28 protein-coding genes and 1 pseudogene are annotated in these 26,603 nt (G+C 62.5%); 17 read left to right on the forward strand and 12 right to left on the reverse strand.

The window, feature by feature from the left end:
- From HX814_RS13260 to HX814_RS13275, 4 genes are all read right to left on the reverse strand, one after another.
- The gene (locus HX814_RS13260; RefSeq protein ID WP_003212824.1) at nucleotides 1–888 is read right to left on the reverse strand and encodes a LysR family transcriptional regulator; all 888 of its coding nucleotides are present in this window, start codon (nucleotides 886–888) and stop codon (nucleotides 1–3) included.
- Nucleotides 889–1,070: 182 nt separating this feature from the next.
- Nucleotides 1,071–1,688, reverse strand: a complete 618-nt coding sequence (gene ycaC, locus HX814_RS13265) for an isochorismate family cysteine hydrolase YcaC (protein WP_177008639.1) — start codon at nucleotides 1,686–1,688, stop codon at nucleotides 1,071–1,073.
- 24 nt (nucleotides 1,689–1,712) lie between these two features.
- Nucleotides 1,713–3,551: an amidohydrolase gene (locus tag HX814_RS13270; RefSeq protein ID WP_177008640.1), complete on the reverse strand. Its 1,839-nt coding sequence runs from the start codon at nucleotides 3,549–3,551 to the stop codon at nucleotides 1,713–1,715.
- On the reverse strand, nucleotides 3,548–4,138 hold the full coding sequence (locus tag HX814_RS13275) for an antibiotic biosynthesis monooxygenase (RefSeq protein WP_003207311.1): 591 nt from the start codon (nucleotides 4,136–4,138) through the stop codon (nucleotides 3,548–3,550). Before HX814_RS13275 ends, HX814_RS13270 begins: the two co-directional genes overlap by 4 nt.
- 170 nt (nucleotides 4,139–4,308) lie before the next feature.
- On the opposite strand from HX814_RS13275, the gene HX814_RS13280 reads away from it, so the two are divergent.
- The 3 genes from HX814_RS13280 to HX814_RS13290 all read left to right on the forward strand — a co-directional run bounded on the left by HX814_RS13280 (nucleotide 4,309) and on the right by HX814_RS13290 (nucleotide 5,992).
- The gene (locus HX814_RS13280) at nucleotides 4,309–4,740 is read left to right on the forward strand and encodes an AraC family transcriptional regulator (RefSeq protein WP_023658747.1); all 432 of its coding nucleotides are present in this window, start codon (nucleotides 4,309–4,311) and stop codon (nucleotides 4,738–4,740) included.
- Between the two features lie 83 nt (nucleotides 4,741–4,823).
- Entirely contained in the window at nucleotides 4,824–5,546 is a 723-nt protein-coding gene (locus HX814_RS13285; RefSeq protein ID WP_003207309.1) for a pirin family protein, read from the forward strand.
- Nucleotides 5,547–5,683: 137 nt separating this feature from the next.
- On the forward strand, nucleotides 5,684–5,992 hold the full coding sequence (locus tag HX814_RS13290) for a hypothetical protein (protein ID WP_008434626.1): 309 nt from the start codon (nucleotides 5,684–5,686) through the stop codon (nucleotides 5,990–5,992).
- A gap of 238 nt (nucleotides 5,993–6,230) precedes the next feature.
- Here the strand turns inward: HX814_RS13290 and HX814_RS13295 are convergent, their stop codons facing one another.
- The gene (locus HX814_RS13295) at nucleotides 6,231–7,229 is read right to left on the reverse strand and encodes a quinone oxidoreductase (protein ID WP_177008641.1); all 999 of its coding nucleotides are present in this window, start codon (nucleotides 7,227–7,229) and stop codon (nucleotides 6,231–6,233) included.
- Between the two features lie 102 nt (nucleotides 7,230–7,331).
- Here HX814_RS13295 and HX814_RS13300 point away from each other — a divergent pair, with 102 nt between their 5' ends.
- Nucleotides 7,332–8,195 (forward strand): LysR family transcriptional regulator, encoded by an 864-nt coding sequence (locus tag HX814_RS13300; RefSeq protein WP_177008642.1) that lies wholly within the window; start codon nucleotides 7,332–7,334, stop codon nucleotides 8,193–8,195.
- A 6-nt stretch (nucleotides 8,196–8,201) separates the two neighbouring features.
- Here HX814_RS13300 and HX814_RS13305 read toward each other — a convergent pair.
- Both HX814_RS13305 and HX814_RS13310 read right to left on the reverse strand, forming a co-directional pair.
- A pseudogene (locus tag HX814_RS13305) lies at nucleotides 8,202–8,381 on the reverse strand (cupin domain-containing protein); the annotation flags it as partial.
- 30 nt (nucleotides 8,382–8,411) lie between these two features.
- Nucleotides 8,412–9,305, reverse strand: a complete 894-nt coding sequence (locus HX814_RS13310) for a LysR family transcriptional regulator (RefSeq protein WP_177008643.1) — start codon at nucleotides 9,303–9,305, stop codon at nucleotides 8,412–8,414.
- A gap of 117 nt (nucleotides 9,306–9,422) precedes the next feature.
- Here HX814_RS13310 and HX814_RS13315 point away from each other — a divergent pair, with 117 nt between their 5' ends.
- A complete protein-coding gene (locus tag HX814_RS13315) occupies nucleotides 9,423–9,863 on the forward strand; it encodes a GFA family protein (protein ID WP_177008644.1) in 441 nt (146 codons plus the stop codon).
- Nucleotides 9,864–9,964: 101 nt separating this feature from the next.
- Here the strand turns inward: HX814_RS13315 and HX814_RS13320 are convergent, their stop codons facing one another.
- A complete protein-coding gene (locus tag HX814_RS13320; protein WP_003215723.1) occupies nucleotides 9,965–10,570 on the reverse strand; it encodes a histidine phosphatase family protein in 606 nt (201 codons plus the stop codon).
- A gap of 138 nt (nucleotides 10,571–10,708) precedes the next feature.
- Between HX814_RS13320 and HX814_RS13325 the strand changes: the two genes are divergently transcribed.
- Nucleotides 10,709–11,662, forward strand: a complete 954-nt coding sequence (locus HX814_RS13325; RefSeq protein WP_102368795.1) for an aliphatic sulfonate ABC transporter substrate-binding protein — start codon at nucleotides 10,709–10,711, stop codon at nucleotides 11,660–11,662.
- Between the two features lie 140 nt (nucleotides 11,663–11,802).
- Here the strand turns inward: HX814_RS13325 and HX814_RS13330 are convergent, their stop codons facing one another.
- A complete protein-coding gene (locus HX814_RS13330) occupies nucleotides 11,803–12,783 on the reverse strand; it encodes a sugar-binding transcriptional regulator (RefSeq protein WP_003215718.1) in 981 nt (326 codons plus the stop codon).
- Nucleotides 12,784–12,846: 63 nt separating this feature from the next.
- Nucleotides 12,847–13,308 carry a ribose 5-phosphate isomerase B gene (gene rpiB / locus HX814_RS13335; RefSeq protein ID WP_003215716.1) on the reverse strand — a complete coding sequence of 154 codons (462 nt, stop codon included), beginning with the start codon at nucleotides 13,306–13,308 and terminating at the stop codon, nucleotides 12,847–12,849.
- Between the two features lie 284 nt (nucleotides 13,309–13,592).
- On the opposite strand from rpiB, the gene HX814_RS13340 reads away from it, so the two are divergent.
- The 7 genes from HX814_RS13340 (at nucleotide 13,593) to dhaL (ending at nucleotide 20,993) form a co-directional block, all read left to right on the forward strand.
- Nucleotides 13,593–15,080 (forward strand): sugar ABC transporter ATP-binding protein, encoded by a 1,488-nt coding sequence (locus HX814_RS13340; RefSeq protein ID WP_003215714.1) that lies wholly within the window; start codon nucleotides 13,593–13,595, stop codon nucleotides 15,078–15,080.
- Nucleotides 15,077–16,066, forward strand: coding sequence for an ABC transporter permease (locus tag HX814_RS13345; protein WP_003215711.1), 990 nt, complete (start codon nucleotides 15,077–15,079; stop codon nucleotides 16,064–16,066). The genes HX814_RS13340 and HX814_RS13345 overlap by 4 nt, the downstream gene beginning before the upstream one ends.
- A gap of 39 nt (nucleotides 16,067–16,105) precedes the next feature.
- On the forward strand, nucleotides 16,106–17,113 hold the full coding sequence (locus tag HX814_RS13350) for a substrate-binding domain-containing protein (protein WP_087694868.1): 1,008 nt from the start codon (nucleotides 16,106–16,108) through the stop codon (nucleotides 17,111–17,113).
- A 151-nt stretch (nucleotides 17,114–17,264) separates the two neighbouring features.
- Entirely contained in the window at nucleotides 17,265–18,020 is a 756-nt protein-coding gene (locus tag HX814_RS13355) for an SDR family oxidoreductase (RefSeq protein WP_087694869.1), read from the forward strand.
- Nucleotides 18,021–18,048: 28 nt separating this feature from the next.
- On the forward strand, nucleotides 18,049–19,164 hold the full coding sequence (locus HX814_RS13360; protein WP_008434653.1) for an erythritol/L-threitol dehydrogenase: 1,116 nt from the start codon (nucleotides 18,049–18,051) through the stop codon (nucleotides 19,162–19,164).
- A gap of 179 nt (nucleotides 19,165–19,343) precedes the next feature.
- Entirely contained in the window at nucleotides 19,344–20,345 is a 1,002-nt protein-coding gene (locus HX814_RS13365) for a dihydroxyacetone kinase subunit DhaK (protein ID WP_177008645.1), read from the forward strand.
- 3 nt (nucleotides 20,346–20,348) lie between these two features.
- Nucleotides 20,349–20,993: a dihydroxyacetone kinase subunit DhaL gene (gene dhaL / locus HX814_RS13370; protein ID WP_003215682.1), complete on the forward strand. Its 645-nt coding sequence runs from the start codon at nucleotides 20,349–20,351 to the stop codon at nucleotides 20,991–20,993.
- 141 nt (nucleotides 20,994–21,134) lie between these two features.
- Here the strand turns inward: dhaL and HX814_RS13375 are convergent, their stop codons facing one another.
- A complete protein-coding gene (locus HX814_RS13375) occupies nucleotides 21,135–22,016 on the reverse strand; it encodes a LysR family transcriptional regulator (protein WP_177008646.1) in 882 nt (293 codons plus the stop codon).
- Between the two features lie 103 nt (nucleotides 22,017–22,119).
- On the opposite strand from HX814_RS13375, the gene HX814_RS13380 reads away from it, so the two are divergent.
- Nucleotides 22,120–22,605, forward strand: a complete 486-nt coding sequence (locus tag HX814_RS13380; RefSeq protein ID WP_177008647.1) for a heme-binding protein — start codon at nucleotides 22,120–22,122, stop codon at nucleotides 22,603–22,605.
- A complete protein-coding gene (locus HX814_RS13385) occupies nucleotides 22,602–24,131 on the forward strand; it encodes an MFS transporter (protein ID WP_177008648.1) in 1,530 nt (509 codons plus the stop codon). Before HX814_RS13380 ends, HX814_RS13385 begins: the two co-directional genes overlap by 4 nt.
- A gap of 152 nt (nucleotides 24,132–24,283) precedes the next feature.
- Here HX814_RS13385 and sohB read toward each other — a convergent pair whose 3' ends face one another.
- A complete protein-coding gene (gene sohB / locus HX814_RS13390) occupies nucleotides 24,284–25,309 on the reverse strand; it encodes a protease SohB (RefSeq protein ID WP_008434663.1) in 1,026 nt (341 codons plus the stop codon).
- A 193-nt stretch (nucleotides 25,310–25,502) separates the two neighbouring features.
- Between sohB and HX814_RS13395 the strand changes: the two genes are divergently transcribed.
- Together HX814_RS13395 and HX814_RS13400 are read left to right on the forward strand one after the other, a co-directional pair.
- Nucleotides 25,503–26,213: a histidine phosphatase family protein gene (locus tag HX814_RS13395; RefSeq protein WP_177008649.1), complete on the forward strand. Its 711-nt coding sequence runs from the start codon at nucleotides 25,503–25,505 to the stop codon at nucleotides 26,211–26,213.
- Between the two features lie 56 nt (nucleotides 26,214–26,269).
- Nucleotides 26,270–26,584 (forward strand): SCP2 sterol-binding domain-containing protein, encoded by a 315-nt coding sequence (locus HX814_RS13400; RefSeq protein WP_087694874.1) that lies wholly within the window; start codon nucleotides 26,270–26,272, stop codon nucleotides 26,582–26,584.
- The last annotated feature ends 19 nt before the right edge of the window (nucleotides 26,585–26,603 follow it).

The following is a 26,603-nucleotide window of genomic DNA, read 5'->3' on the forward strand; positions in this document are numbered from 1 at the left end:
TCAACAACCGCCGGCCAGGCGTTCACGCAGGAACTCGATCAACGCCTGCACCGGGCGCGAGCTCTGGCGGTGCTGGGGGTAAACGGCGGAAAGGGTCAGGGGTTCGGGCGCGCAGTCTTCCAGCAGCGTCACCAGGCGGCCGTCCTGCAAGGCTTGGGCAACGATAAAATGGGGTAGATAGGTGATGCCCAACCCGGCCACGGCGGCATCCCGCAGCAGCTCACCGTTGTTGACCCGCATGCGCCCGCTGACGTTGCGGGTGTGGGGTTTGCCATCGACCTTGAAGTGCCATTGCACCTGGCGACCATGGCCGTAAGGCAGGCATGCGTGATCGGCCAGGTCATCAGGACTCTGCGGCGTGCCGTGGCGGGCCAGGTAGTCGGGACTGGCGCAGTAAACGCGCTGCACACTGGCGATACGTCGGGCGATCAGGGTCGAATCCTCGAGGGTGCCGATGCGCAGCACCAGGTCGTAGCCCTCGCTGATGAGGTCTACCGGGCGGTCGCTGAGGTCCACTTCCACGGTGACGTGAGGGTGGCGTTGCAGGAACAGCGGCAACAGGCAACCCAGGTGCGCCATGGCAAACGACAACGGCGCGCTCAGGCGAATGGTGCCTCGGGGCTCGGTGTTTTGCCCGGCGATGCCCTGCTCCACTTGCTCGACTTCACTGAGCAGGCGCAGGGCGGATTCGTAGTAACTCTGGCCCAGCGGCGTGACGTCCAGGCGGCGGGTGGAGCGGTTGAGCAGGCGTACGCCGAGGCGCTCTTCCAGCTGGATCAGGCGGCGGCTGACAAACTGCTTGGACAGGCCAAGATGCTCGGCGGCAGCGGTGAAACTGCCGGATTCCATGACCTGGCAAAACAGGCGCATGTCTTCGAAGGGGTTCATTGTCGCTTCTCGGTGGACGCTGGGCTGTTTTATAGCCGGTCAGTCGCCACACCACAAATCAAAATGTGGGAGCGGGCTTGCTCGCGAAGGCGGTGGGTCAGTCGGTACATGTATTGACTGGCACACCGCCTTCGCGAGCAAGCCCGCTCCCGCATTGGATTACCTGCATATCAGAGAGCGGTTTATTTGGCCGTCAGCGCCGAGTAGCTGTTCATCAAATTGCGATAGTTGGGAATACGCGGCGACAGCAGATTCGCCAAACCTTCCATATCGTTGCGCCAATCCCCTTGCAGCTCGCAGGCCACCGAGAACCAGTTCACCAGCTGTGCACCGGCCGCCGTCATGCGTGCCCACGCCGCCTGTTGCACGGTTTCATTGAAGGTGCCCGAAGCATCGGTGACCACGAACACTTCAAAGCCTTCAGCCAGGGCCGACAACGTCGGGAAGGTTACGCACACGTCGGTCACCACACCGGCAATGATCAGTTGCTTGCGCCCGGTGGCTTTCACTGCCTTGACGAAGTCTTCGTTGTCCCACGCGTTGATCTGGCCAGGGCGCGGGATGTACGGCGCGTCCGGGAACAGTTCTTTCAGCTCCGGCACCATCGGGCCGTTGGGGCCGCTTTCGAAACTGGTGGTGAGGATAGTCGGCAGCTTGAAGAACTTGGCCAGGTCCGCCAGGGCCAGCACGTTGTTCTTGAACTCGTTGGGCGAGAAGTCCTGCACCAGGGAAATCAGGCCGGTCTGGTGATCCACCAGCAGGACCACGGCGTCATCTTTGTTCAGGCGTTTGTAAGTCATGGGAACACTCCTTTGGGGGTTGATTCAGAAGGCAAAACACGAGCAGCCAAACGCGCCCCAGAAACCCTGGAAGTCGCTGACCGGCACGTTCGAGAGACGCGCCCGTTCATGTCTATGGGAATGCACGCCACAGGGGCCGCTGCACTGGTGCACCTGGGCTTGCAGCGCTGAGGCCGGGCGCCAGTGGCCCGGTACCTTGACCACCGGCGACCAGTCCGGCAGCACCGGCACGCTGGGTGGTGCGAAATCTTCAAAGTCGCCGGCGCCGTACACCACCTTGCCGCCGACCACGGTGAGTACCGATTCGATCCACTTGATGGCCTCCTCATCGACACTGAAGAAGTCCGCCGACAGTGCCGCCACGTCCGCCAGTTGGCCGACCTTGATCTGGCCCTTCTTGCCCTGCTCGGAGGAGAACCAGGCGCTGCCGTGGGTGAACAGTTCCAGGGCCGTCAGCCGGGGCAGCCCCTCGGCGTGCAGTTCCAGCCCGCCGACGGTGCAGCCGCTGACCATCCAGTACAGCGAGGTCCAGGGGTTGTAGCTCGACACCCGGGTGGCGTCGGTGCCAGCGCCCACCGGCACGCCTTCGGCGAGCATGCGTTTGATCGGCGGCGTGGCCTCGGCGGCCTTGGCGCCGTAGCGCTCCACAAAGTACTCACCCTGGAACGCCATGCGGTCCTGGATCGCGATGCCGCCGCCCAGCGCCCGCACGCGCTCGATGTTCTGCGGGGTGATGGTTTCGGCGTGGTCGAAGAACCATGGCAAGCCGTTGAACGGGATGTCGCGGTTGACCTTCTCGAACACGTCGAGCATCCGCGAGATCGACTCGTTGTAGGTGGCGTGCAGGCGGAACGGCCAGCGCTGTTCCACCAGGTGGCGCACCACCGGTTCCAGTTCCTGCTCCATGGTCAGCGGCAGGTCCGGGCGTGGTTCGAGGAAGTCTTCGAAGTCGGCCGCCGAGAACACCAGCATTTCGCCGGCGCCGTTGTGGCGCAGGTAGTCGTCGCCCTGATGCAGGGTCACGCTGCCGGTCCAGTTCTTGAAGTCGCTGAGTTCTTCCTTGGGCTTCTGGGTGAACAGGTTGTAGGCGATGCGCACGGTCAGTTGCTGGGCCTTGGCCAACTGCTCGATCACGGCATAATCGTCGGGGTAGTTCTGGAAACCACCGCCGGCGTCGATGGCACTGGTCAGGCCCAGGCGGTTGAGTTCGCGCATGAACTGGCGGGTGGAATTCACCTGGTATTCCAGGGGCAGTTTCGGGCCCTTGGCCAGGGTCGCGTAGAGAATCATCGCGTTGGGCCGCGCCACCAGCATGCCGGTGGGGTTGCCGTTGTGGTCGCGCACGATCTCGCCGCCGGGCGGGTTCGGTGTGTCCTTGGTGTAGCCAGCCACGCGCAGGGCGGCGCGGTTGAGCAAGGCCCGGTCATACAGGTGCAACACGAACACCGGCGTATCGGGGGCGGCCTGGTTGAGCTCGTCGAGGGTGGGCATGCGTTTTTCGGCGAACTGGAATTCGTTCCAGCCGCCCACCACCCTCACCCACTGCGGCGTGGGCGTGCGGTCAGCCTGATCCTTGAGCATGCGCAGGGCATCGGCCAGTGACGGCACGCCTTCCCAGCGCAGTTCGAGGTTGTAGTTCAGGCCGCCACGGATCAGATGCAGGTGCGAGTCGTTGAGGCCAGGGATGACGGTGCGACCCTTGAGGTCGATGACCTGGGTACCACTGCCGCGCAGGGCCATGGCTTCACCGTCGGTGCCCACCGCGACGAAGCGTCCCTGGTGGATCGCAACTGCCGTGGCGCGGGGATTTTCACGGTCCACGGTGTGGAACTGGCCATTGAACAGAATCAGGTCGGCGTTCATAGGGTTTCCTTTACAGAGGCTTCAAGCCAGGGCGCGAACAGACGGGTGGCCGCCGGCATCAGCAGGTAAACCACCAGTACAACGATGGTCAGGGTGACCAGGAAGGTGGCGACGATGTAGTTGGACAGGAACGGGTGCAGCCGCAGTACCGGGCCCCAGATGATCGGCACCAGCAACGTCAGCGGCAGGATCACCAGCAGCGTGACCACTGCCTGTTTCCAGCGCGGCGGCTTGGCGGCAGCATCGGCCAGGGGCGAGAACCAGAACTCGTTGACCGCGCCGACTTCGGTCTGGTCGCCGTCGGCCAGCATTGGTGCGGCTTGGTTGATCAGCTCCAGGCGCTGCGGCGAATCGAGCCAGCGCTCCAGGTCTTCGGTGGAGCGGTAACGCAGCACGCAGGTGAATAGCGCCAACCCGCCCTGTTTACTGCGCACCACATCGACGCCGAGGTGCCCGGGACGCTCACCGGCAATACGCACGATGCGTCGCAGCCAGGCTTCGTAGTCGGCTTCAAGCCCGGGTTTTATGCGGTGCTTGACCACCAGGGTCACGACCTCGTCCGGCCCGCCTTGTGCTGTTGAGTCCATCGTGCCCTTCCCCTGGATGCTTGAACGTTCGCGCTAGTGTGCGACGGCCCGATCCAGAAAAATTGCATGCATGTGCTCAGTTCAACAGATGCTTGCAGCGGTCTACACTGGGGATTCATTCACCGGTAAGGTGTGTGAAAACAAGCGCCCATCGACCACGGATAGCGATCATGGCTCAACCAGCAGCTGCAACCGGAACCCTGTGTTCAGAGCGGGAACAGAGGGTCAAGCAATTGATCCTCGCCAATCTTGCTGGCCCTCTGGAGGTGACGGAACTGGCTCGCGCCTGTGAGCTTTCCCGCAGCCATTTCTCCAGGGCCTTCAAGCGCACCACCGGTGTATCGCCCCAGGAATGGATTCGCCAGCAACGCATCAAGCAGGCCAAGGTGCTGATCACCGGCTCCGCCCTGAGCCTGACGCAGATCAGCCAGGAATGCGGGTTCTGCGACCAGGCGCACTTCTGTCACCTGTTCAGCCGCAGCGAAGGCGTGAACCCGATGGCCTGGCGCAAACTTCAGCTGCGCTACCGCCATCATCTGCGGACGGCACAGCTGGCGATCGTCAATCTAAAAGAGACAGTCATTCCGATTTCAGCTTCTTAATCAACCTATCGTTAACCAGTAATCTTCTCCTCACACCGAAGCCCTGCATCTCGCAGCCAGGCTTCCCTTGAGGAGAACACCCCATGCTGACCCTTCGCAAAGCCTCGGAACGCGGCGCCGCCAATCACGGTTGGTTGAAGTCGTTCCACACCTTCTCGTTCGCCAACTACTGGAATCCCAAAGAACAGGGTTTTTCCGACCTGCTGGTGATCAACGATGACCGGGTTGCCGCCGGCAAGGGCTTCGGCCAACACCCGCACCGCGACATGGAGATTTTCTCCTATGTGCTCGAAGGCGCCCTGGAACACAAGGACACCCTGGGCACCGGTTCGGTGATTCGCCCCGGCGACGTGCAACTGATGAGCGCCGGCAGCGGCGTGGCCCACAGCGAGTTCAACCACAGCCACACCCAGGGCGTGCACTTCCTGCAAATCTGGATCGTGCCGGAGGTGGCGGGCGCCGAACCGCGCTATCAGCAGGAGCACTTCACCGAGGCGCAAAAACGCGGCCGGTTGCAGTTAATCATCTCGCCGGAAGGCACCGACGGCTCCCTCGGCGTGCGCCAGGACGCGCGGGTGTATGCCGGGCTGTTCAACGGCTTTGAAACCGCCAGCCTGCCGCTGGCCCCGGAACGCTACGCCTACATCCATGTGGCGCGGGGCAGCGTTGAAGTCAATGGCCAGCGCTTGCACGAAGGCGACGGCGCCCGAGTGCGCGATGAGCGGGAGATTCACCTGAGCCATGGGGAGGACGCCGAGGTGCTGGTGTTCGACCTGCGCCCTCGGGAACTGCCAGAAATGCCGTGATGAGCGACGCGATGGCCCGGGAAAACGGGCCATCGCTGGCGTCGATAGTCACCATCAGCCCAATGAAGTTCTCTTAAAAAATCTGCCGCGTAACATCGCATCCATACCAACCAACGACTTTCCCGGAGCACACCCTCATGAAACGCCAACTCTTGCTTAGCCTCGCTTTCTCGGTACTTGCTGTAAGCGCCTTTACCCAACCTGCCCTCGCTGAAGGCGGCGCGGATCGCCTGATGGACAGCCGCGTGGCTGAGGGTGGGTCTGACCGTATGCTGGAACGCCGCGTTGCTGAAGGCGGGTCTGATCGCCTGCTGGAACGTCGTGTTGCTGAAGGGGGCGCTGAACGTCTCCAGGGCAACCGTGTAGCTGAAGGTGGTGCTGACCGTCTTCAAGAAAACCGTGTAGCTGAAGGTGGCGCTGACCGCCTGATGGAAAACCGCGCGTAACCCCTGTCGTTCGCGGTTCACCCCCAGCCGGCCTGATCAGCCGGCTTTTTTTCGCCTGCTGTTAACTGATCCTCACAAGCGCCACGACCCCTGTGGCGAGGGAGCTTGCTCCCGCTGGGCTGCGCAGCAGCCCCAATGAACTCACCGCGTTTCTCCAGGAAGACCCCATTGGCAGGTGTTGGGGCCGCTTCGCAGCCCAGCGGGAGCAAGCTCCCTCGCCACGCAAGCTCCCTCTCCATTAGTGAAGTTCACGGTCCAGCCACACCACCGCCTTGCCAATCTGCTGCCGTGCCTCAATCCTCGCGTGCACCTGCTGCACCTCTTCCAGGGCGTAATGCCCTTCGATATCCACCGTCAGCGAACCTTCAAGTATCGCCGCGAACACCGCATTGGCACGCCTCTGCACCGTAGGCCCGTCAGCCATGTGGTCGTTGAGCCGTGGGCGAGTCAGGAACAGTGAACCGGCCTCCCCCAACTCCATCGGATCGAGGTCAGTGATCGAACCGGAGACGTTGCCGTAATTGACGATCAGCCCCCGCGTACGACAGGCCTTGAAGCTTTCACGCAAGGTGGCCTTGCCCACCGAATCGAACACCACGTCCACACCCCGCCCCTGCGTTACCTGCAAGACTCGCTCGGCAAACCCGTCGTATGACCAGGCGTGATCAGCACCGCGCTGAAGGGCAATCGCACATTTTTCAGTGCTGCTGCCGGTGGTGAATACCGTGGCACCGAGTCGCCGGGCCATTTGCACCAGCAACTGGCCGATGCTGCCGGACGCCGCGTGGATCAAACAGCTGTTGCCCGCCTGCAACCGCGCAACATCTTCAATCAGGTAGTGAGCCGTGCAGCCCTGGAACATCGCCGCAGCCGCCTGATCGAAGCCGATCGCATTGGGAATCTGCGCCACTCGCGCGGCGGGTATGCTGGCGTATTCGGCGAACGCGCCCCATGAAATGCACCAGGCCACTCGATCACCCGGCGCCAGATGGCTCACGCCCTCGCCCACCGCCACCACCACACCGGCCCCTTCCATGCCCAAGGTGCACGGCAGCCTAACCAGATAGGTCACCGAGCTGGCGTATTTGCCCTGGCGGGTGTGCACATCCATGAAATTGATCCCGGCGCAGGCCACCTTGACCAGCACATGGCCGGGTGTCACCTGAGGTGTAGGGACATCGTGGCGCAGTTGAACAACTTCCGGGCCGCCGTAGGTTTCAAGGGTGAGGGCTTTCATCGCGGGACAACTCCGTTTGCAGTGGGAATGCGCCATGGTAAAAGGCGCTACTCTGTACGAGAATTCCCCAATACCTCCCACCCTCCGTGCGAAAATAACCCGATGTTCGACTGGCAGGATCTGTATTTCTTCACCGTGCTGGCGCGCACCCAATCACTGTCGGCTGCCGCCCGCGAACTGCAGGTGGAACACGCCACTGTTGGCCGGCGCGTCGATGCCCTGGAAAAAGCCCTCGGCGTCAAACTGGTGGATCGCCTGCCCCGCAGCCGGCCGCTCACCGAGGAAGGCCTGGCACTGGCGAAGCTGGCGGCCGGCATGGGCGAGATGGCCACAGAAGTGATGCGCCTGTCCCGCGTGGCCTCGATCGAAGTGGCCGGCACCGTGCGGGTCAGTTGCCCGCCGTCGATTGCCATCCACTGCATCGCGCCCCATGTCGCACGGTTCAGGGCGCAGTATCCCAAGCTGAATATCGTGTTGATGTCCTCGACGACGCTGGCCGCCCTCGACAAAGGCGAAGCCGACATTGCCCTGCGCACGGTGCGTCCCGATGAGGAAGCGCTGGTACGCAGAAAGGTCGGCGCCGTGCGTTTCGGGCTCTATGCCACGCCCGAGCTCAAGCAGTTACCCGCTGAACAGTGGACATTCATTGCCTATGACGCCACCCGCGACCACCTGCCCCAACAGGCGTGGATGCACCAGGTGCGCGGCAACCGCACGATTGCCTTCGCCGCCAGCGACCTGATCACCCAGCAAATGGCCGCCCGGGCCCAGGTGGGTGCAGTGGTATTGCCCACGCTGGTGGGAGATCACGACGCGGCATTGGTGCGGTTGGCAACGAACACCGAAGGCCCGGTTCGCGATATCTGGCTGACGGTGTATCCGGATATGCGCCGCTCGCCTTCGGTGAAGGTGGTGATGGAGTTTCTGGTGAGCTGCATTGAAGGCGAGCCGCAGTTGCGGCGGTGAGACCGATTACTGCGCGGCGTACTGTTCGTCGCTGACCTGCTCCATCCAGTCCACCACCTTGCCGTCGAGCATTTCGTTGATCGCGATATGGGTCATGGCGGTGTTCGCCGTGGCGCCATGCCAATGCTTGACACCGGGTGCAATCCATACCGTGTCGCCGGGGCGAATGGCCCGCACGGCCTCCCCCGCATTTGCATTGTTGGTTGACGCGTTGCGTTATCGCGGCTGAAAGAAGTCCGTCAGGGCCGCGCCCAAGCCATCGAACACCACGGCGATGCGCGGGACCTTGCGCATGTCCTGATGCATGGCGATCCACACGTCAACCTTGAAATCCACCTGCGCGGGCAACACCCGCACCAGCCCGTGACGTTGTGCCACCTGGGCTGAACACACGCCGATCCCAAGCCCCGCACGCAGAGCGGCCAACTGCGCGAGGTGATCGTCGGTGCGAATCACCGTACTGGGCGCCGAACAGTCGAAACCGCGCTCACCCAGGAATTCGATCTCCAGCAAGTTGCGGTCCGGCCCGATCAGCGGGTAGCCGTGCAATTGCGCAACGGTGTCCGGCGTGCCCTGCTCTGCCAACAGTTCGGGCGCGGCGTACAACCCTACGTGAAGGTCGCCGACCTTGCGCGCGACCACCATGGATTCGACCGGGCGACGGATGCGTACGGCGACGTCGGCCTCTTGCCGGGCAAGTGCCTGCAGCCGATTGGATACGCTCAGTTCGATGGCCAATTGCGGATGATCACGGCGCAGGCTGCGCAACATGGGCGGCAGCACTTCAACGCCCAGCAGCTTGCCGCTGGTGAGCCGCACCGTGCCGCCGGCGAGCGCCGTGTCGGCCGAGGCTGCGCGGCTGAAGGCGTTGGCGGCAACGGCCATCGCTTCAACGTGGCTGATCAGGTCCTTGGCCGTGTCGGTGGGCAACAGCCCGGCGGGTGAGCGGATAAACAGGCTGACCCCGACGCTCTGCTCCAGGGCCTCGATCCTTCGCCGCGCAGTGGCCTGGGCGATCCCCAGCAAACGGGCCGCGCCCGACAGGCTGCCGGTGCGCAACACGGCGAGGAAGGCGCGCTGGGTTTCCCATTGGAGTTGCGGGGCGTTCATACATTTCCTGTGAGCCGCTGGGCAGTTTTGGCGGATGTTCTTTGTTCGGGGGCTGCGGCATGCTGGCGAGCATAACCGATGGGGCTTTCGCCCTCACTTTGCACAGGATCGTTTTTGATGACACTCACGGGCCAATGTCGCTGCACCCGCGTGACCTACACCCTCGATACCGACGCGCCGCTGGCGGTGTATGCCTGCCATTGCCGCCACTGCCAGACCTGGAGCGGCAGCGCGTTTGCCCTGCATGCGCTGTTGCCGGCGGATGCGCTGCAGGTTGAAGGTTCGCTGACGGAATATGCCTATGACGTTGATGGGCAGCGCTCGGAACATCGGTTGTGCGGGGTGTGCCATACGCGGATCTGCAACACCACGACGGCAGCGCCGGGGTTGGTTGTGCTGCGGGTCGGGACACTGGATGAGAGCCCGTCCGTGCAGCCGGTGGCGCATATCTGGCTGCGGCACAAGCAGCCGTGGGTAACGCTGGCGGAGGGTGTTCCGACCTGGCCGGAAAGCCCTACGCCCCAGGCGTTTGCGCAGGCGTTGAGCGTTCCCCTGTAGACATGACTCACACCCACACTGTGGCGAGGGAGCTTGCTCCCGCTGGGTTGCGCAGCAACCCCAAAAGCATTGACCGGCCCATCCTGAAAGACCGCAGCGGCCTACCAGGGGGCGCTTCGCACCCCAACGGGAGCAAGCTCCCTCGCCACATTGGGCTCTGCGTCGATGTTGAGGCTCAGCACTTCGCCATTGCGCAACTGCCAGGCGAAGAAGTCTGAGAAATCATCGCGAACCAATGCGCGAATCGCCTTGGCGACAACCCCATGGGCAACCAGCACCACCACCTGTTGCCCATGGTTCACCAGCAACTGATTCAATCCGCCCCGGATGCGCTCGACGAACTGCGAGATTGACTCACCGTCCGTGGGTGCCCGCTCCCATTGCCGGGTAATATTCTGCGCCCAAAGGTCGGGATAACGCTGCGCCGCCTCCGCCTGGGTCAGTCCCTCAAACACCCCCACGCCGCGCTCACGAAACGCATCCAGCGTAGGCAGTTGCAGCCCATCATCCGCAAACACAATGGCCGCCGTTTGCTGAGCCCTGCGCAGCGGCGAGACGATGACGGCGTCGATCTGCGCCGGCAATTTTTCCCGCAACTCCCGCGCCTGCAGCACGCCCCGTTCGTTGAGATCAATGTCCAGCGAGCCCTGGTAACGCCCCTCGGCATTGGCTTGAGTTTCGCCGTGACGAACAACATACAACTGCATACCGCCCTCCTTCATCCTGACGCTGAAAGGCCGCGAACGGCGCACCCGATAAAGGCCTAAGCTAAGATCGAAAAATTATTTATCGAATGTTTTTTAGAACAATAAGCTCACCTTAATCCATTAAGAGTCGAGCACGCCATGCCCCAGTTTTCGCTCCATCGCCTTTTCATCGCAGGCCTTGCCACACTGGGCCTCTGCACCGCCCTGAACGCTCAGGCCGAGGAAACCGTACGCATCGGCTACCAGAAATCCTCGACCCTGATCACCTTGCTGAAAACCCAGGGCACCCTGGAAAAAGCCCTCAAGGCCGACGGCATAGACGTCACCTGGCACGAGTTCCCCAGTGGCCTGCCGCTGCTGGAAGCACTCAACGTCGGTAACGTGGATATCAGCGCTGACGTGGCCGACACCGTACCGATCTTCGCCCAGGCCGCCCAGGCCAAGCTCACCTACTTCGCCCAGGAAGCGCCCTCGCCTCAAGCCCAGGCGATCGTGGTGCGCAAGGACTCGCCGATTCAGCAACTGGCGGACTTGAAAGGCAAGAAAATCGCCGTGACCAAGGCCGCCGGCACTCACTATTTATTGATCGCAGCCTTGAACAAGGCGGGGCTGGCCTTCTCCGATATCGAGCCGGCGTACCTGACGCCCGCCGATGGCCGCGCTGCATTTGAAAACAACAAGGTTGATGCCTGGGTCACCTGGGAACCGTTCCTCACCAGCGTGCAGCGCCAACTGCCCACCCGCACCCTTGCGGACGGTACCGGGCTGGCCAGTTACAAGCGCTATTACCTGACGGGTACGCCCTATGCCCAGGCGCATCCCGAAGTGCTGAAGCTGGTGTACGAGCAGTTGCATCAGGCTGGCGAGTGGGTGAAAAGCCACCCGCGTGATGCCGCGAAAGTGCTGGGGCCGTTGTGGGGCAACCTGGATGTGGAGACTGTCGAGGCCGCCAATGCTCATCGCAGCTATGAGGTGCAACCGGTGACGCTGGATCAGTTGGGGGAACAGCAGAAAATTGCGGATGCGTTCTTCAAGGCGGGGTTGTTGCCCAAGGCGGTGGATGCGCAGGATGTGCAGGTGTGGAAACCCTGAGGCAGTCAACTGTGGGAGCCGGGCTTGTCCGCGATGCAGACAACTCGGTACTCCAGTCATACCGCGGTGATGCCATCGCAGCCTCGCCAAGGCTCGACAGCTCCCACAGGTGATGTTCAGGGCCTGGACTATCGGCGGTGTCAGCTTTTACGCGTCGCGTCATCCAGCGCCAGAATGGTATGGGCATTGGTCACCGTGGTCGCCAGGGTATTGATCACTCCCGAACGCAACGCCCCCAGCGTTGCCGCCGCCTTGGTGTTTTCACTGGCAATCGCCACCACATCCGGAATCCGAAACAGCTCCTGCACCGTCAACCCGATCACCCGCCCCTGAATCGCGTTGACCGCCGGCTGGCCATGAATGTCGATGAAGTCATAACCCATCATGTCCCCCACCGTGCCGGACAACCGCGCCTGTGCAATTTCCTGGGGCGAAAACCACCCCATGCGCACCATGTTGCTGTTTTCACTCATGTCACCGATGCCGATCAACGCCATGTCCGCACGGCGGGCACGGTCAAGCGTGGAACGCACCGTATCGTTGCTGATCAACACCCCACGCAGTTCCGGGTTGGCCACCAGCGCCGGGGCGTACAGGCTTTCACTCTCGCCACCAAACCGCAGGGCCAGGCGCCGGCAAATGTGGTCGGGGTTCATGTATTCACCCGCCTTGAGCGAACCGCCAATGGCGCACACAAACGTACAGTTGCGGGTCACCGGCAAAAACACATTATCGGCCACCGCACCGACGTTACGCCCCATGCCGACCGCGACGATCATGCCGTCACTGAGGGTTTTGTTCAGGTAGTTGGCCACCAGGCTCGCCACCGCCGAGCGCTGGGTGTCCGGGTCGCTGTGGTCCACCGCAATCAACGCGCGGTCCAGCTGGAAGCGCTCCACCAGCGCCTGTTCCAGCTCGTTGTTCATCGCCGGGTGCTGCAACACCCGCACCTCGACAATCCCTTCATCCCGTGCGCGTTTGAGCAGGCGGCTGACTTTTGCCCGGGACAGGTCGAAGCGCTTGGCGATGGCTTCCTGAGTGACGTTCTCAAGGTAATAGAGCATTGCCACTTCGGTCATCAGGTCGATGTCGCTGGCGATGCGCTGGGTACTGTCACTCATGGGCACGGGCTTCCGTTTCGGTGTCAAAGGCGCATTCTCCCGACTCTTGCCCCGTTCCGTCCACTACTGATGCCCGTCACGCTCGATCGCGTTGATGCGGTCGACCTTGGCCCCGGAACGCGCGGCTTCGAACTCCGACTCCAGGAACGACTTGACGATGCTCTTGGCCAGTTCCGCGCCGATCACCCGTGCACCGATGGACAGGATCTGCGCATCGTTGCTCTTGCGTGCCCGCTCCGCCGAATAGGTGTCATGGGCCTGGGCCGCACGAATCCCCAGGACTTTGTTGGCCGAGATGGCCATGCCGATGCCAGTGCCGCACACCAGAACGCCCAAGCGTTGCTCGCCGGCATTGATCGCCGTGGCCACCGCCAGGGCAATGTCCGGGTACAGCACCGGCGCCGTGGAATGGGTGCCGAAGTCCGTCACCGGGTAACCCAGCGCCTCGATATGGCGCTTCAACAGTTCTTTGAGCTCATAACCCGCTTCATCGCATCCGATAGCCACCGGGAAAGGTGTGTTCATGGCGTTTGGCTCCGCTGCCGTTTTGGGTGCTGGAGAGTGATCATATGATCACTCTGTGAAATTTAGCTCAGTCATTTCTCGGATATTCCAGTCGCCCTGTCAAGCAGGATTTAGCTGACCTTCCAGTCAAAGCCCTCTAAACCGGCGTACTTTGCGCAAATCCATCCATTTACAACTTTTCAGTGAAAGAGATTGACTGATCAGAATTTCATTTGATACACATATGCTCACAGCGAAACATGACTGTGCGACCTAATAAGAATTCACAGCACGAGGACACGCCGATGGCCACGCCATTACTGCTCCAGGCTGAACACGTCGCCAAGGCTTACGCCGGGATTCCTGCCCTGCGTGAGGGGCGCCTCTCTCTGCGGGCCGGCAGCGTCCACGCCCTGTGCGGCGGCAATGGCGCAGGCAAATCGACTTTCCTGAGCATCCTGATGGGCATCACCCAGCGTGACGCCGGGACCATCCTGCTCAACGGCTCCCCCGTCCAGTTCAACCGCCCCAGCGAAGCACTCGCGGCGGGGATCGCGATGATCACCCAGGAGCTGGAACCCATTCCCTACATGACCGTCGCCGAAAACATCTGGCTGGGCCGCGAACCGCGCCGCGCCGGCTGCATCGTCGACAGCAAGGAGCTCAACCGGCGCACTCGCGAACTGCTGGAAGGCCTGGAGTTCGACGTCGACGCCACCAGCCCCATGCATCGCCTGAGCGTGGCGCAGATCCAGCTGGTGGAGATCGCCAAGGCATTCAGCCACGACTGCCAGGTGATGATCATGGACGAGCCCACCTCGGCCATCGGCGAGCGCGAGGCCGAAACCCTGTTCAAGGCCATCCGCCGCCTCACCGCCCGTGGTGCCGGCATCATCTATGTGTCGCACCGCCTCAGTGAACTGGCGCAGATTGCCGACGACTACAGCATCTTTCGCGACGGCGCCTTCGTTGAGACCGGGCGCATGGCCGATATCGACCGCGCCCACCTGGTGCGCGGCATCGTGGGCCAGGAACTGACCCGCATCGACCACAAGGTCGGCCGCGAATGCGCCGCCGAATGTTGCCTGGACGTCGACAGCCTGAGCCGCGCCGGCGAGTTCCAGGACATCAGCCTGCAACTGCGCCAGGGCGAGATTCTCGGCATCTACGGGCTGATGGGCTCGGGCCGCAGCGAATTCCTCAACTGCATCTACGGCCTCACCACGCCGGACTCCGGCAGCGTGACCCTGCAAGGCAAACCGATGCCCATCGGCCTGCCCAAGGCAACGATCCAGGCCGGCATGTCACTGGTCACCGAAGACCGCAAGGACAGCGGCCTGGTGCTCAGCGGCAGCATCCTCTCGAACATTGCATTGTCGGCCTACAAGCAGCTGTCGAGCTGGTCGCTGATCAATGCCCGCAAGGAAAACCAACTGGCCCAGGACATGGTCAAGCGCCTGCAGATCAAGACCACTTCCCTGGACCTGCCGGTGGAATCCATGAGCGGCGGTAACCAGCAAAAAGTGGTGCTCGCCAAATGCCTGTCGACCCAGCCGATCTGCCTGCTGTGCGATGAGCCGACCCGGGGCATCGACGAAGGCGCCAAGCAGGAGATCTATCACCTGCTGGACCAGTTCGTGCGCGCCGGCGGCGCGGCGATTGTGGTGTCGTCCGAAGCCCCGGAATTGCTGCACCTGAGTGACCGTATTGCCGTGTTCAAAGGCGGAAGGCTGGTGACCATCAGCAGCGATACCGCCCTTTCCCAGGAAGCCTTGTTGAGTCTTGCCTCATGAATGCCAAATCACTTTCTACACCTGCAGCCGCCCCCGTCACGACCGCACCCCGCAGCCGCCTGCGCCTGTCCCTCGACCGCTTCGGCCTGCCGCTGGTGTTCATCCTCCTGTGCCTGGTGATGGCCTTCGCCAGCGAATACTTCATGACCTGGCGCAACTGGATGGACATCCTGCGCCAGACCTCGATCAACGGGATCCTCGCCGTGGGCATGACCTACGTGATCCTGACCAAGGGCATCGACCTGTCGGTGGGCTCGATCCTGGCCTTTGCAGGGCTGTGCAGCGCCATGGTCGCGACCCAGGGCTATGGCGTGCTCGCGGCAGTCAGCGCCGGGATGTTCGCCGGGGCGATGCTCGGGGTGGTGAACGGCTTTATGGTCGCCAACCTGTCGATCCCGCCCTTTGTCGCGACCTTGGGCATGCTGAGTATTGCCCGGGGCATGACCTTCATCTTGAACGACGGCAGCCCGATCACTGACCTGCCCGACGCCTACCTGGCGCTGGGTATCGGCAAGATCGGCCCTATCGGTGTGCCGATCGTGATCTTCGCCGTGGTCGCGCTGATCTTCTGGATGGTGCTGCGCTACACCACCTACGGCCGCTATGTGTACGCGGTGGGTGGCAACGAGAAGAGCGCGCGCACCTCCGGGATCGGCGTGCGCAAGGTGATGTTTTCGGTGTACGTGGTCTCGGGCCTGCTCGCCGGGCTGGCCGGTGTGGTGCTGTCGGCGCGCACCACCTCTGCCCTGCCCCAGGCCGGCACCTCGTATGAGCTGGATGCGATTGCCGCCGTGGTAATCGGCGGCACCAGCCTGTCGGGCGGTACCGGCACGATTGTCGGCACGCTGTTTGGCGCATTGCTGATCGGCGTGATCAACAACGGCCTGAACCTGCTCGGCGTGTCCTCCTATTACCAGCAGGTCGCCAAGGGCCTGATCATCGTGTTCGCAGTGCTGATTGACGTGTGGCGCAAGAAGAAACGCTAGTTCTGAAAACTACCACTACAACAATAACGGAGTTCTCTCATGAAACCTGGTACGACTTTGGCCGCCGTCGCGGCACTCTCCCTGCTCGCCAGCAGTGTCACCCTGGCCGCCGATGGCAAGACCTACAAGATCGGCGCCGCCGTGTACGGGCTCAAGGGCCAGTTCATGCAGAACTGGGTGCGCGAGCTGAAGGAACACCCCGCAGTCAAGGACGGCACCGTGCAGTTGACCGTGTTCGACGGCAACTATGACGCACTGACCCAGAACAACCAGATTGAAAACATGGTGACCCAGCACTACGACGCGATCCTGTTTGTGCCGATCGACACCAAGGCCGGCGTCGGCACCGTGAAGGCCGCCATGAGCAACGACGTGGTGGTGATCGCCTCCAACACCAAGGTGGCGGACGCCAACGTGCCTTATGTCGGCAACGATGACGTGGAAGGCGGTCGCCTGCAGGCCCAGGCCATGGTCGACAAACTCAAGGGCCGTGGCAACGTGGTGATCATCCAGGGCCCGATTGGCCAGTCGGCGCAGATCGACCGCGAAAAGGGCGAGATGGAAGTACTGGGCAAGCACCCGGACATCAAGATCATCGAGAAGAAAACCGCCAACTGGGACCGCGCCCAGGCCCTGGCCCTGACCGAAGACTGGCTGAACGCACACCCCAAGGGCATCAACGGGGTGATCGCGCAAAACGATGACATGGCCCTCGGTGCGGTGCAGGCGTTGAAGTCCCATGGGCTGACGTCCAAGGATGTGCCGGTGACGTCCATCGACGGCATGCCGGATGCGATCCAGGCGGCGAAGAAAGATGAAGTGACCACCTTCCTGCAGGATGCCCAGGCCCAGTCTCAAGGCGCGCTGGATGTGGCGCTGCGGGCGCTGGCCGGCAAGGATTACAAGCCGCAGTCGGTGATCTGGGAACGTTATGGCAAGGACGTGAAATGGGGTGACGGCACCGCCAGGAACTACATCCTGCCGTGGGTGCCGGTGACCAATGCGAATGCGGATGCGCTGTACCAGCAGGTGAGCGGTACGAAGTAAGTTTTGACTTGAAACCCGGTCAAGTGTGGGAGCGGGCTTGCTCGCGAAAGCGGTGGTTCATTCAACAGATGTGCCACCTGATACACCGCTTTCGCGAGCAAGCCCGCTCCCACATTGGATCTCCACCGATCTGAAAAATGGAGTCATGTTCATGTCTGGATTCTGGAATCAAGCCTTCGACCTCACCGGCCGCTGCGCCGTGATCACCGGCGGGGCCGCCGGGATCGGTCTGGCTTGTGCCAGCCTGCTGGTGGAACGCGGCGCGCGGGTGGCCCTGCTGGACCGCGACCCGGCCGTGGTCGAAGTCGCCGCCAGCCTCGGCGCCGGGAACATCGGCATCGCCGTGGACCTGCGCCAACTCGACCAGGTGCACAGCACCGTCGATTACGTATTCGATCACTTCAAACGCTTGGATTACCTGATCAACAGCGCCGGCGTGGCCCTGCTGGACAAGGCCCTGGACGTCAGTGAAAACGCCTGGGACACCACTCTCGACATCAACCTCAAGGCCAGTTTCTTCGTGGCCCAGGCCTGCGCCAGGCACATGCTTGCCCAGGGCAGCGGGCGCATCGTCAACCTCGCCTCCCAAGCGGCGGTGATCGGCCTGGACCGTCACGTCGCCTACTGCGCCAGCAAGGCCGCCGTGGTCGGCATGACCAAGGTGCTCGCCATGGAATGGGCGCCCCACATCAACGTCAACGCCATCTCCCCGACCATCGTCGAAACCGCCCTCGGTAAAAAGGCCTGGGCGGGCGAGCTGGGGGAACGGGCCAAATTGCAGATCCCGGCGGGCCGCTTTGCCCAGCCGGAAGAAATCGCCGGGCTGGCGTTGTACCTGCTCAGCGACGCCGCACAGATGATCACCGGGGAAAACGTGGTGATCGACGGTGGCTACAGCATCCAGTAATTGATCTTTTGTCGTGAGGTTTATCGTCATGTCTACCGTTACCGAACGCACTGCCGAACAACTGTCCCCCGTCATTCCGAAAACCATGCAGGCCGTGGTCTGTCACGGCCCCGAAGACTATCGCCTGGAGACCGTCGATGTGCCGACGCCCGGCCCCGACGAGATCCTCACCAAGGTCGAGCTGTGCGGCATCTGCATGGGCGACATCAAGACCTACCGCGGCGCGCCCTCGTTCTGGGGCGACGCCGAGCAGCCGCGCTACGTGAAGCCACCAATGATTCCCGGCCACGAGTTTGTCTGCCGCGTGGTCGCCCTCGGCCCCGGCGCGGAAAAGCGCGGGGTGAAGGTCGGCGACCGGGTGATTTCCGAACAGATCGTGCCGTGCTGGGGCTGCCGCTTCTGCAACCACGGCCAGTACTGGATGTGCCAGAAACACGACTTGTACGGTTTCCAGAACAACGTCCAGGGCGCCATGGCCCAGTACATGATCTTCACCAAGGAAGGCATCATCCACAAAGTACCGGACTCGATTGCCCCGGACGAAGCCATCCTGATCGAACCCCTGGCCTGTTCGCTGCACGCGGCGGAACGGGCGAATGTGGATTTCGACGACATCGTGGTGGTGGCCGGCGCCGGCACCCTGGGCCTGGGGATCATCGGTGCGGTGCGCATGCGCAACCCGAAAAAGCTCATCGTGCTCGACATGAAACCCGAACGCGCTGCCCTCGCCCTGCGCATGGGCGCGGACGAAGTGTGGAACCCGGCCGAAGTCGACGTGATGGCGAAGATTCGCGAGATCACCGATGGCTACGGCTGCGACATCTACATCGAAGCCACCGGGCACCACAAGGCGGTGAACCAGGGCCTGGCGATGCTGCGCAAGCTGGGGCGCTTCGTGGAATTCAGCGTGTTCAACGACGAGGCCACGGTGGACTGGTCGATCATCGGTGACCGCAAGGAACTGGACGTGCTGGGCTCGCACCTCGGCCCGTACATGTACCCGCGCGCCATCGACTTTATCGGCAACCGCAAGATCGACATGCGCGACGTGGTGACCCACAAGTTTGCCCTGGCGGACTTCAAGGAAGCGTTTGCGGTGATGGAGCGCGGGGACAAGTCGCTTAAAGTCGTCCTGGAACCCTGATTGGCCCAATAACACAAAACCCTGCGGGCGCCGGGCTTAGGCTTTTTGTGGGAGCTGGCTTGCCTGCGATGCAGACGCCTCGGTCTATCTGTGACACCGAGCCGATGCAATCGCAGGCAAGCCAGCTCCCACACAAGCCCGGCTCCCACACCAAGAACAAGAACACAGGAAACCGCGTTATGAATCGAGTGATAAACGATCCGGATCAGGTGGTAGAGGACATGCTGCGGGGTATTCTGGTCGCGCACCCCGAGCTGCGCCAATACGAAACCAATCCCCGGGTGATCGGCAAGGCCAAGCCGTCACCACAGGGCCGGGTGGGCATCGTGACCGGCGGCGGTTCCGGCCATGAACCGGCCTTCCTTGGCTACGTCGGCCCCGGCCTGGTAGACGCCGTGGCCGTCGGCGAAATCTTCTCCTCGCCCACCGCCAAAAGCTTCTTCGACGCCTTCCGTGCCGCCGACCACGGCGCCGGGGTGGCGTGCCTGTACGGCAACTATGCCGGCGACAACATGAACGTGAAGCTGGCGATGAAGATGGCCGCCAGCAAGGACATGCGCATCCGCACCGTGGTCGCCAACGACGACGTGGCCTCGGCGCCCAAGGCCGACATCGCCAAGCGTCGCGGCGTGGCAGGCGAGATCTTCATGTGGAAGGTCGGCGGTGCGGCCGCGGCCCAGCATTACGACCTGGACGGGGTGATTCGTGTTGCCCAGAAGGCAGTCGATAACTGCCGCTCCATCGGCATCGGCCTCACGCCCTGCACCATCGCAGCGGTGGGCAAGCCGAACTTCCAGATTCCCGACGGGCATATGGAATTGGGCATCGGCCATCACGGCGAGCCTGGCATTGAAGTCATCCCGATCGAATCCGCCGAGGCCATGGCGGCCCGCATGCTCGCACCGATCCTCGCCGACCGCGACTTCAGCCAGGACGACAGCGTGGTGGTGCTGGTCTCGGGCCTGGGTGCGACGCCGGTGATGGAACTTTACATTTTCTACGCCGAGGTTGAACGTCAGCTGCAAGCCAGGGGCTTGAAGATTCACCGCTGCTACGTGGGCAACTACTTCACCTCCCTGGAAATGATGGGCGTGACCCTGACCTTGCTGGGCCTGGACGCCGAGCTGAAATCCCTGATCGACCAACCCTGCCGTTCCATCGGCATGACCCAGGCGGACTAAACCATGAGCCAGCATTTCTCCACCCACGACGGCAGCGCCATCGTCGCCGACCTGGTGAGCGTGATCGTTGCCAACCGCGAATACCTGAGCGAAGTCGACGGCGCCATTGGCGATGGCGACCACGGCATCAACATGGCCAAGGGGTTCGCCCATTGCGGGCGCACGATTGAAGGCCGCCAGCTGACCCTGGCCGAAGCCCTGGATGAGTTGACACTGAGCCTGATGGAAGGCATCGGCGGCTCCATGGGGCCGTTGTATGGCAGCCTGTTTATCGGCATGGCGGATGAGGTGCGCGGCAGCGAACAGATTGACGCGGCGACCTTTGCACATTTGCTGCGGGGCGGGCTGACCTCGTTGCAGGACATCACCGAAGCCGGCGTGGGTGACAAGTGTTTGATGGACACCTTGATTCCGGCGGTGGAGGCGTTTGAACAGGCCCATGGGTCAGGAGCGTCATTCAGCGATGCGCTGGAGGCGATGAAAAGTGCTGCTTCGCGGGGGCGGGATTCCACCAGGGATCTGGTGGCGAAGATTGGGCGTGCCAGCCGCCTGGGCGAGCGCTCGTTGGGCGTGCTGGATGCCGGAGCGGTATCGTGCTGCTTGATACTGACGCGATTGGCGGATTCGGTTCAACCGCGGTTGGTGTAGTGCTTGAAATGACCCCTTCGCGAGCAAGACCGCTCCCACCTTCGACCGAGTTCCATCTTTGGAATGCCGTCGAAGGTGGGAGCGGGCTTGCTCGCGAAGGCAGCAACACACTTAACCCGTGAAGCACCTAACCCGCCGCGATCAAACCTTCAACCTGGCTACCTGCTTCACCTGCTCTATATACCGCGCCACCGCCGGCGCCTTTTCAAAGCGCCGGTAAATCAGCGACAACCAGGACGACGCCTCGCTGCCTTCAATGCTGCGGTACACGACATTCGGCAAGCTCACATGCCCCACCACCGACTCCGGCACCACCGCCACGCCCTGCCCCAGTGACACCAACGCAATCACCGCCACCAACCCACCCGGCTGTGGCCCCAGTCGCGGCGCATAACCACCCTGCGCCGCCACGTGCAGCGTGCCGCTGATCTGCTCGGGCAAGATAAACGTCTCGTTCTGCAGATGCTCGCAACTGATTGCCTTCAACCCCAGCAGCCACGAATCCTGGGGCAACGCCAGTACAAACCCTTCACTGCTCAACCGCACCGCTTCGACCCCATCAGGCAAGGTCATCGGCGAACGAATGTAGCCAATGTCGAAACGCCCCTCCGCCACCAGCCCCGGCAACGCCGCCATGGGGCTCTCGCGCACGCTGAGGCTCACGTCCGGGCAGTTCGCGCAGAACGACTGCACCTGGCGCTGCAACAACCCCGAATACACCGCCGACGCCACATAACCCAGTTCGATATGACCGATTTCGCCGCGCCCGGCGCGCTGGGCATTGCGTTGGGCAAACTCGAACTGGCGCACGGTGGCCTCTGCCTCGATCAGCAAGGCCGCGCCCGCCTCGGTCAGGCTGACCTCGCGCTGGCGGCGGATAAACAAGCGCGTACCGAGGGTGGTTTCCATGTCCTGGATCTGCCGGCTCAGGGTCGGCGGCGCGATACCCAGCTGTTCGGCAGCACGGGTGAAATTGCGTTGCCGGGCAACAGCCAGGAAGTAGCGGAAATGACGTATTTCCATCACAGGATTAGCTCAAAGGTAATGAAGTTCTGTATGGCGCCTAACAAGGACGCCACCTGCCGGGGATAAGCTCGCGGTACGTTCACAGTAGAGAGGCTTTCCCATGTTCGTCAAATCATTGGTCCTGGTGCTTGCCGGTCTTTGCACCGTGCCCGCAGCGCTGGCCGCAGAAGCCCCCGCAAGCATTGCCCACAAGGCAATCCTGAGCCTGGCAACGGCCCAGCAGATCGCCGCACACGCGCGCAAGGTCGCCGCCGACAAGGGCTGGCCCTGCGCCGTGGCCATCGTCGATGACGGTGGCTGGCCGATCCTGACGCTGCGCATGGATGGCGCTCCCGTGGTGGCCGGTATCGAGCTGGCCCAAGGCAAGGCGCGCACTTCAGCGCTCTTCAAGCGGCCGTCCGGGGACCTGGAAAACGCCATCAACAATGGCCGCCCGGCAGCCATCACCGCCGGCCTGTTGATGATGAAGGGCGCCCAGCCAATCATCCTTGAAGGCCAGGTAGTGGGCGCCATCGGCATCAGCGCAGATACTCCGGCCCACGATGACGAGATCGCCCTCGCGGCGGTGGCTTCGGTGCAGCCATGAGCAAGGTCAGCCCGCGCCTGACGCTGCTGACCGCCTCCGGGGTCTGTTCGCTGATCGTGCTCGACACCAATATCGTCGCCGTGACCCTGCCGAGCATCGCCCGGGACCTGGGGGCGAATTTTGCCGATATCGAATGGGTGGTCAGCGCTTATATGCTGGCCTTCGCCGCCCTGTTATTGCCGGCCGGAAGCATTGCCGACCGCTTTGGCCGCAAGAAGACCCTGGTCTGGGGCCTGGGTATTTTCATCCTCGCCTCCCTCGGCTGCGGTGCGGCGCCGAGTGCGTTGTTCCTGGATATCGCTCGCGCCGTCAAAGGTGTCGGCGCAGCGCTGCTGCTGACCTCGGCCCTGGCCTCCATCGGCCATACCTTCCATGACGAAGTGGAACGCGCCAAGGCCTGGGCCTTCTGGGGCGCGTGCATGGGCGTGGCGATGACCGCCGCACCGACCCTCGGCGGGTTGATTACCCAATACCTGGGCTGGCGCTGGATTTTCTATCTGAATTTGCCGGTCGGCCTGGTGCTGATGGGACTGGTGCTGCACGCGATTCCGGAATCCCGCGATGCCCAGGCTGCAAGGCTCGACCCTTGGGGCAGCCTGAGTTTCAGTGCCAGCCTGCTGTGCCTGATCTGGGGCTTGATCGAAGCCAACCGTATCGGCTGGGACAACCCGCTGACTTATGCGCGGCTGCTGGGAGGCGCTGCGTTGCTGGGTGTTTTTGTACTCGCCGAACGCCTGCAACAGCGGCCCATGGTCGACCTGCAACTGTTCAGGCACCCGCGCTTTATCGGCGCACTGCTGGGGATGTTCGCCTACGCCGGCTGTGCCCAGGTGATGATGACGCTGCTGCCGTTCTATCTGCAAAACGGCCTGGGGTTCTCCGCGATTGCCTCCGGGCTGGGCATGTTGCCGTTTGCCTTGACCATGTTGATTTGTCCGCGGATAGGCGCACGCCTGGCCGGCCGCTTTGCCCCGGCCACTCTGATGGCGACAGGGCTGGCGCTGGTGGGTTGCGGCAACCTGCTGAGTGCCTGGGCGGTCAATATCGGTGGTTATCTGCCGTTCGCCCTGGCGATTGCCGTCACGGGGGCCGGCGCGGGATTGCTCAATGGCGATACGCAGAAAAACATCATGGCTTGCGTGCCACGGGACCGCGCGGGGATGGCGTCGGGCATGAGCACCACCATGCGCTTCAGCGCGATCATGTTGGCGATCGGGGTGTATGGGGCGTTGTTGAGCAGCCATAGCGAACAGTTGCTGCACACGAGCATCGGCTCCCAGTGGCAGGAACAGGCGGCAGGGATTGCTTCACGGGTAGTGGCTGGCGATATGCCAGCGGCCATGGCGTTGCTGCCCGAGTCCGCGCGGGACACGGTGCAGCCACTGGCGCGGCAGGCGTTCGTCGGCGGGTTCAGCGTGGTGCTATGGGTGGCGGGGTTGTTGGGTTTGCTGGGGGCGTTGGTGGTGGGATCGTTGATGCGGCATCCCATACCGGCGGTGCCGCAGGCCTCTTTACTGACTCGATAATGCGACCACCACGACCCAATGTGGGAGCGGGCTTGCTCGCGAATGCGGTGGGTCAGTCAATACATCTGTGACTGATCCACCGCATTCGCGAGCAAGTCGAATCGTCGCACCGCCGCTCCCACATTTTGATCTTCGAACGTCAGCTGGAATTGTTACCAGAAACGCTGCTGGGTCAGCCGACTCCACCAGGTCAGCAGCACCCGGTCGACCGAACCGCTGGCCGCCAGGCCCACCCGCTCCTGCAGGCTTTTACGCTCGGCATAGTGCAGGTGGAACACCTCGGCGGTCTTGGCCTTGGTCGCCAGGTATTCGTCGCTGGTTTGCAGCTGGTCCACCAGTTGCTTGTCCAGCGCCGCGACACCCAGCCAGACTTCGCCGGTGGCCACGTCATCAATCGCCAGCTGCGGGCGGTAGCGCGACACGAAGTTCTTGAACAGTTGATGGGTGATGTCCAGGTCTTCCTGGAACTTCTCGCGGCCCTTCTCGGTGTTTTCGCCAAACACCGTCAGGGTGCGTTTGTATTCACCGGCGGTCAGCACTTCGAAGTCGATGTCGTGCTTCTTCAGCAGGCGGTTGACGTTGGGCAACTGCGCCACCACGCCAATCGAGCCAAGGATGGCAAACGGTGCGCTGATGATCTTCTCGCCGATGCACGCCATCATGTAGCCGCCGCTGGCCGCGACCTTGTCGATGCACACGGTCAACGGCACGCCCGCCTCGCGGATACGCGCCAGTTGCGACGACGCCAGGCCGTAGCTGTGAACCATGCCGCCGCCGCTTTCAAGGCGCAGCACCACTTCGTCCTTGGGTGTGGCCAGGCTCAGCAGTGCCGTGATTTCATGGCGCAGGCTTTCAGTGGCCGAGGCCTTGATGTCGCCGTCGAAATCCAGCACGAACACCCGTGGCTTGGCTTCTGGCTTCTTCTTGCCCTTCTTCTTTTCGGCCTTGCCTTCAGACTTGCGCAGGGCCTTGAGCTGGTCCTTGTCGAGCAGGGTCTGCTCCAGGCGCTCACGCAAACCCTTGTAGAAGTCATTGAGCTTGCTGACCTGCAACTGGCCGGCAGCTTTGCGGCGGCCTTTGCTGCGCAGTGCGGCGAAACTGATCAGCACCACCAGGATAGCGACGACCAGGGTGACGGTTTTAGCCAGGAAAGTAGCGTACTCGGCCAGAAAATCCATGTGACTCCTTACAAGTGCAGTGCGCCAGGCGCGGATTGCCCAAGCATACCGACGCCACCGCCATGGGGCCAGTGATCAAACCGCCAGCAGCGGGCCTCTAACGACCTTTTAAAACAAGCGTATGTTTTTTCATTGACAGCTTCCCGGCATCCTCATAACCTCGCCAGACTTTCAACGTACCGGGAAAACGGACGTGGGCAGCATTTACCTGATTCGACATGGCCAGGCCTCCTTCGGTGCAGACGACTACGACGTGCTGTCGCCCATCGGTGTGCAACAGGCGCAAGTGCTGGGCCGCCACCTGGCGGAACTGGGCCTGAGCTTCGACCGCTGCGTGTCGGGCGACCTGCGCCGCCAGCAGCACACCGCCACCGCCGCCTTCGAACAATACAGCGCCCTCGGCCTGCCGGTACCCACGCTGGAAATCGACAGCGCGTTCAACGAGTTCGACGCCGAGGCGATCATCCGCGCCCTGCTCCCGGACCTGCTGCACAGCGAACCCGAAGCCCTGCATATCCTGCGCAACGCCGCGCAAAACCGTGGCGAATTCCAGCGCATCTTTTCCCTGATCATCGAACGCTGGCTGGCCGGCACCTACGACCCGCCGGGCCTGGAAAGCTGGCTGGGATTTGTCGAACGTGTTCAGGGTGGCCTGCAACGCATCCTCGAAGCCGCCGACAACCGTGACAAGATCGCCGTGTTCACCTCCGGCGGCACCATTACGGCCCTGCTCCACCTGATTACCCGAATGCCTGCCGCACAGGCCTTCGAACTGAACTGGCAAATTGTTAACACCTCGCTCAACCAACTGAAATTCCGTGGTCGCGAGGTGGCACTGGCTTCCTTCAACAGCCATACCCACTTGCAACTGTTGAAGGCGCCGCAGCTCATCACTTTCCGATGAATTGCGGCCAACCGTGACCCCAAGGTCACTGGACTCACCATAAAAGGATCGAAACCATGACTGACGTAGCTAAAGCCGTAGAAGCAATGAAAGCCAAATTCAACCCAGCCGCTGCCGACGGCCTGGACCTGGTGTTCGGTTTCCGTATCGACGACACCCAGAACTTCTCGCTGGTCGTGAAAAACAACACCTGCGAACTGCTGGAAGGTGAAAACCCGGACGCCCAAGTCACCCTGGTGATGGACGGCGACACCATGAAAGGCATCGTCAGCGGCGAAACCGACGGCATGCAGGCATTCATGGGCGGCAAACTGCGCACTGAAGGCGACATGATGCTGGCCATGAAATTGAGCGAGCTGTTCCCGGCCTGATCAGGGCAACCCTGGCAAG

It is taken from the genome of Pseudomonas sp. C8002 (assembly GCF_013385765.1).
Taxonomy (GTDB): Bacteria; Pseudomonadota; Gammaproteobacteria; order Pseudomonadales; family Pseudomonadaceae; genus Aquipseudomonas.